Origin of the sequence: Pseudomonas sp., from assembly GCF_037994325.1 — a bacterium.
Taxonomy (GTDB): Bacteria; Pseudomonadota; Gammaproteobacteria; order Pseudomonadales; family Pseudomonadaceae; genus Aquipseudomonas.
Map to the genome: position 1 here is coordinate 1 of NZ_JBBNAH010000509.1, position 4,399 is coordinate 4,399.

Annotated in this window: 6 protein-coding genes and 1 riboswitch; of the genes, 3 read left to right on the forward strand and 3 right to left on the reverse strand. The window is 57.9% G+C overall.

Annotation, left to right across the window (positions count from 1 at the left end; translation table 11 throughout):
- The first annotated feature begins 89 nt into the window (after nucleotides 1-89).
- Nucleotides 90-455 (forward strand): DUF1090 domain-containing protein, encoded by a 366-nt coding sequence (locus tag AAAB16_RS17145; RefSeq protein ID WP_340664414.1) that lies wholly within the window; start codon nucleotides 90-92, stop codon nucleotides 453-455.
- On the opposite strand, the gene AAAB16_RS17150 is transcribed toward AAAB16_RS17145, so the two are convergent.
- The 3 genes from AAAB16_RS17150 to AAAB16_RS17160 all read right to left on the reverse strand — a co-directional run bounded on the left by AAAB16_RS17150 (nucleotide 456) and on the right by AAAB16_RS17160 (nucleotide 1,957).
- Nucleotides 456-905: a cytochrome c gene (locus AAAB16_RS17150; protein WP_340664410.1), complete on the reverse strand. Its 450-nt coding sequence runs from the start codon at nucleotides 903-905 to the stop codon at nucleotides 456-458. It lies immediately after the preceding gene.
- Between the two features lie 149 nt (nucleotides 906-1,054).
- Nucleotides 1,055-1,441 carry an MAPEG family protein gene (locus AAAB16_RS17155; RefSeq protein ID WP_340664411.1) on the reverse strand — a complete coding sequence of 129 codons (387 nt, stop codon included), beginning with the start codon at nucleotides 1,439-1,441 and terminating at the stop codon, nucleotides 1,055-1,057.
- A 111-nt stretch (nucleotides 1,442-1,552) separates the two neighbouring features.
- Nucleotides 1,553-1,957 carry a hotdog domain-containing protein gene (locus AAAB16_RS17160; RefSeq protein ID WP_110615292.1) on the reverse strand — a complete coding sequence of 135 codons (405 nt, stop codon included), beginning with the start codon at nucleotides 1,955-1,957 and terminating at the stop codon, nucleotides 1,553-1,555.
- 197 nt (nucleotides 1,958-2,154) lie between these two features.
- Nucleotides 2,155-2,273, forward strand: a riboswitch (S-adenosyl-L-homocysteine riboswitch).
- Nucleotides 2,274-2,294: 21 nt separating this feature from the next.
- Here AAAB16_RS17160 and ahcY point away from each other — a divergent pair.
- Nucleotides 2,295-3,689, forward strand: a complete 1,395-nt coding sequence (gene ahcY / locus AAAB16_RS17165; protein ID WP_340664412.1) for an adenosylhomocysteinase — start codon at nucleotides 2,295-2,297, stop codon at nucleotides 3,687-3,689.
- A gap of 112 nt (nucleotides 3,690-3,801) precedes the next feature.
- Nucleotides 3,802-4,399, forward strand: a 598-nt coding sequence (locus AAAB16_RS17170) for a methylenetetrahydrofolate reductase (protein ID WP_340664413.1), incomplete at its 3' end; no start/stop codon positions are given.

Genomic DNA, 4,399 nt, shown 5'->3' on the forward strand with positions numbered 1-4,399 from the left:
CATTGCGACTCGCGAGTGCCCGCCTGCTCGCGACATTTTCAGTGCCATGGAGCGCTTAATTGTCTGCATACCGTCCAATTTTTTCTGCCCTGCTGATAAGCGTATTGACCACCACTGCCGTGGCCGCAGAAACCACTAAAACCCTGACCGGCTGCGCTGCCAAGCGCGATGAAATTCAGCAGCAAATTGAGCAAGCCAAGGCCGCCGGCAACACTGCCCAACAAGCCGGGCTGGAAACGGCGCTTAGCCAAGTGAAGAGCAACTGTACCGACGAGCAGTTGGAAAAATCCCGCGAACAGAAAGTGCTGGATGCCCAGCACGAAGTGAAAAAACGCGAAAACGACTTGCAGAAAGCCATGAGCAAAGGCGATCCGGAAAAGATCGACAAGCGCAAAAACAAACTGGCTGAAGCGCGCAAAGAACTCGACGAAGCGAAGAAACAGCTCAACCGCTGATCAATGGTTGCGGAACGCCTTGTGGCAGGTCTCGCAGGCGTCTTCCACGGCCTGAACGGGCGCGTCGAGTTTCTTCGCGTCCAGCTGCGGATCCTTACTAGCCACTACCAATGCGGCGGTGGCCGTTTCGAGGTTTTTCGCCAGTTCTTGAAAGCGCGCCTGGTTTTCCCACACTTCGGGCTTGGCGCTGCTTTTGTCGGTTTCTTGCACGTGCGGGAAGTACTGCCAGGGTTGCTTGGACAGCTCGTCCAACTTCAGCGCACCGGCAGTAAAACGTGCGCTGTCGAACTGCACCCGGCCACGCAACATGCCGCCCAGGTCCTCGCCGGTTTTCAGCATTTGTTTAAACACCGCTTGGCGCTTGCCCTGCGGTGAATTGGGGTCGACGCCACCGCAGGCGGTGAGGGCGACGCAGGCCAGGGCAATAACAACGGATTTTTTCAGGATCATGGACGGGACTACTTTGGGCTACTCAGCGACGGCGGCCAGTATCCTCGTCCTCAGGCGGTTTACCAACTGTTGCGACGTTGCGCTGCTGCGCCATGGCGCCGCACGAGTGGAATATGACCTACGCCCTACCCACCCGCGCCACGCCGTCGTTAGGCACTGACGAAAAAGAAGCTGGCGATCAACGCCATGCCAATGCCCCATACCAGCGAGCGAATGGGAGCCCAGTCGGCCAGGTAGCAGATCAGGTAAACCACGCGGCTGACGACAAACCAGATGGCCAGCAGGTCGATAGTGGTCTGCGCGGCATGGCCAACCTGATGGGCGATGATCACCGCCACGGCAAACGCTGGCGTCACTTCAAAACCATTGAGTTGCGCATTGTTGGCACGCCTGGCCGGCCCCGTCAGGGTGGCTTGCAGCGCCCGTGGGTCGTGGTTGTGCTTGGGCGTAAAACCGCCGCCCAGGGCTTTGGCCGCAGCAGTGCAAATATAGGGAAGAAACAGTGCGATCAACACGCACCAGTAAGCGATGGTCATGGCAACTCCTCGGTTTTATTGTCCGAGCAACTTGCCTAGATATGCGCGCCTAAGCCATGGCCAGTTGCACACTGGGCCACGGCATATCGGCCAATCAGCCGACTGTTGCGCTTAGTCCGATCCGCCTTCAGCCTTGAACTGATCACGGATATAGGTGATTTCAGTTTTGCCGTGGGGCGCCGGATTGCCTTCGATATCGACGTTTACAAACACCATTTTGTCGATGGTCAGGATGCTCTTGCGGGTGATCTTATTGCGCACTTCAGCGCGCATGGTCAGCGAAGTGCGACCGAACGCCGTGGCGGTAATACCCAGTTCAATAATGTCGCTCTGGCGCGCGGAACTGACAAAGTTGATTTCGGAAATCAGCTTGGTCACCACCCGTTGGCTGCCCAGCTGAATGATGGCGTAGATCGCCGCTTCTTCATCAATCCACTTGAGCAAGCTGCCGCCAAACAAGGTGCCATTGGGGTTGAGGTCTTCAGGTTTTACCCATTTACGTGTGTGGAAGTTCATCTATGCCTCCGTAATCGTTCTTCAAGGGACGCGGTGGAGCATGGCAGAGCGGGCCTGAGCCTGTCACAGCATGGCTATCAATAGTTGCCATAGGGCTTGGCCATAAGTAGACAGAAAGCCTTGGGCAACCTGCGTTGCGCGGCTATAATCCCCCAGCTTCAAAACGGCCCCCTGGTTTTTCTGGCCGTTCCCGCCACCTGTTCGAGGGGCGCTGCAGCAGGGTCTTCCCCGGAAGTTTCCTGTCAGGCTCGAGCAGGGCGTACTCAACAGCAGGATTGTTCCTGTTGTTAAAACGCATCAACGGCGCCCATTCGCACACCACGAATGGAGTTACACCATGAGCGCTGCTTTTACCGACTATAAAGTCGCCGATATTTCCCTGGCCGCTTGGGGCCGCCGCGAAACCATCATCGCCGAATCTGAAATGCCAGCCCTGATGGGCCTGCGTCACAAGTACGCCGGCGAGCAGCCGTTGAAAGGCGCCAAAATCATCGGCTGTATCCACATGACCATTCAGACTGCCGTGCTGATCGAAACCCTGGTTGCCCTGGGTGCCGAAGTGCGTTGGTCGTCCTGCAATATTTTCTCCACCCAAGACCAAGCTGCTGCTGCCATCGCCGCTGCCGGTATTCCGGTGTTCGCCTGGAAAGGTGAAACCGAGCAAGAGTACGAGTGGTGCATCGAGCAAACCATCCTGAAAGATGGTCAGCCTTGGGACGCCAACATGATCCTCGACGACGGCGGCGACCTGACCGAGATCATCCACAAGAAATACCCGGCCATGCTGGAAAAAATCCACGGCGTGACCGAAGAAACCACCACCGGCGTACACCGCTTGCTGGACATGCTGGCCAAGGGCGAGCTGAAAATCCCGGCCATCAACGTCAACGACTCGGTGACCAAAAGCAAAAACGACAACAAGTACGGCTGCCGTCACAGCCTGAACGACGCCATCAAGCGCGGCACCGACCACCTGCTGTCGGGCAAACAAGCCCTGGTCATCGGCTACGGTGACGTGGGCAAGGGCTCGGCTCAATCGCTGCGCCAGGAAGGCATGATCGTTAAGGTCACCGAAGTTGACCCGATCTGCGCCATGCAGGCGTGCATGGACGGCTTTGAAGTGGTTTCGCCCTTTATCGACGGCATCAACGACGGCACCGCCGCCAGCATCGACAAACTGCTGCTGGGCAAAATCGACCTGATCGTCACCACCACCGGTAACGTCAACGTCTGCGACAGCAACATGCTGACCGCCCTGAAAAAACGCGCTGTGGTGTGCAACATCGGCCACTTCGACAATGAAATCGACACCGCTTTCATGCGTAAAACCTGGGCTTGGGAAGAAGTTAAGCCACAAGTACACAAGATTCACCGTACCGGCGCTGGCAGCTTTGACCCGCACAACGACGACTACCTGATTCTGCTCGCCGAAGGCCGCCTGGTTAACCTGGGCAACGCCACTGGCCACCCGAGCCGCATCATGGACGGTTCGTTTGCCAACCAGGTTCTGGCGCAGATCTTCCTGTTCGCTCAGAAGTACGCCGATCTGTCGCCAGCCCAGAAAGCCGAGCGCCTGACCGTAGAAGTACTGCCGAAGAAACTCGACGAAGAAGTCGCCCTGGAAATGGTGAAAGGTTTCGGCGGCGTTGTGACCCAACTGACCCAGAAGCAAGCCGACTACATCGGCGTGCCGCAACAAGGTCCGTTCAAGCCGCACGCTTACCGCTACTGATGTGCCCGGCGCCCGCAGCCGCGGGCGCCTTGCCGCGAAGTACAGGCCTGCCAGGTTTTAGTTAACAGGGCAGGCCTGTCGACCATTCGCCAGCGTGATTTGAGAGTTTCTTATGAGCAAAGAACGTCGCTACAGCTTCGAGTTCTTCCCGACCAAGACCGACGCTGGGCATGAAAAACTGATGGCCACCGCCCGTGTGCTGGCCGGCTACAACCCCGATTTCTTCTCCTGCACCTACGGTGCCGGTGGCTCGACCCGCGACCGCACGATCAACACCGTGCTGCAGCTGGACAGCGAAGTAAAAGTACCCGCCGCCCCGCACCTGTCGTGTGTGGGCGACAGCAAGGCCGAACTGCGCGCCCTGCTCAAGCAATACCAGGATGCCGGGATCAAACGTATCGTCGCCCTGCGCGGTGACCTGCCGTCCGGCATGGGCATGGCCAGCGGTGAACTGCGCCACGCCAATGATCTGGTGAGCTTTATCCGTGAAGAAACGGGCAGCCACTTCCATATTGAAGTCGCCGCCTACCCGGAAATGCACCCGCAAGCGCGCAACTTTGAAGACGACATCGCCAACTTTGTGCGCAAGGCCAAAGCAGGTGCCGACAGTGCGATCACCCAGTACTTCTTCAACGCCGACAGCTACTTCTACTTCGTCGAGCGTGTACGGGCGATGGGCGTGAACATCCCGATCGTGCCGGGGATCATGC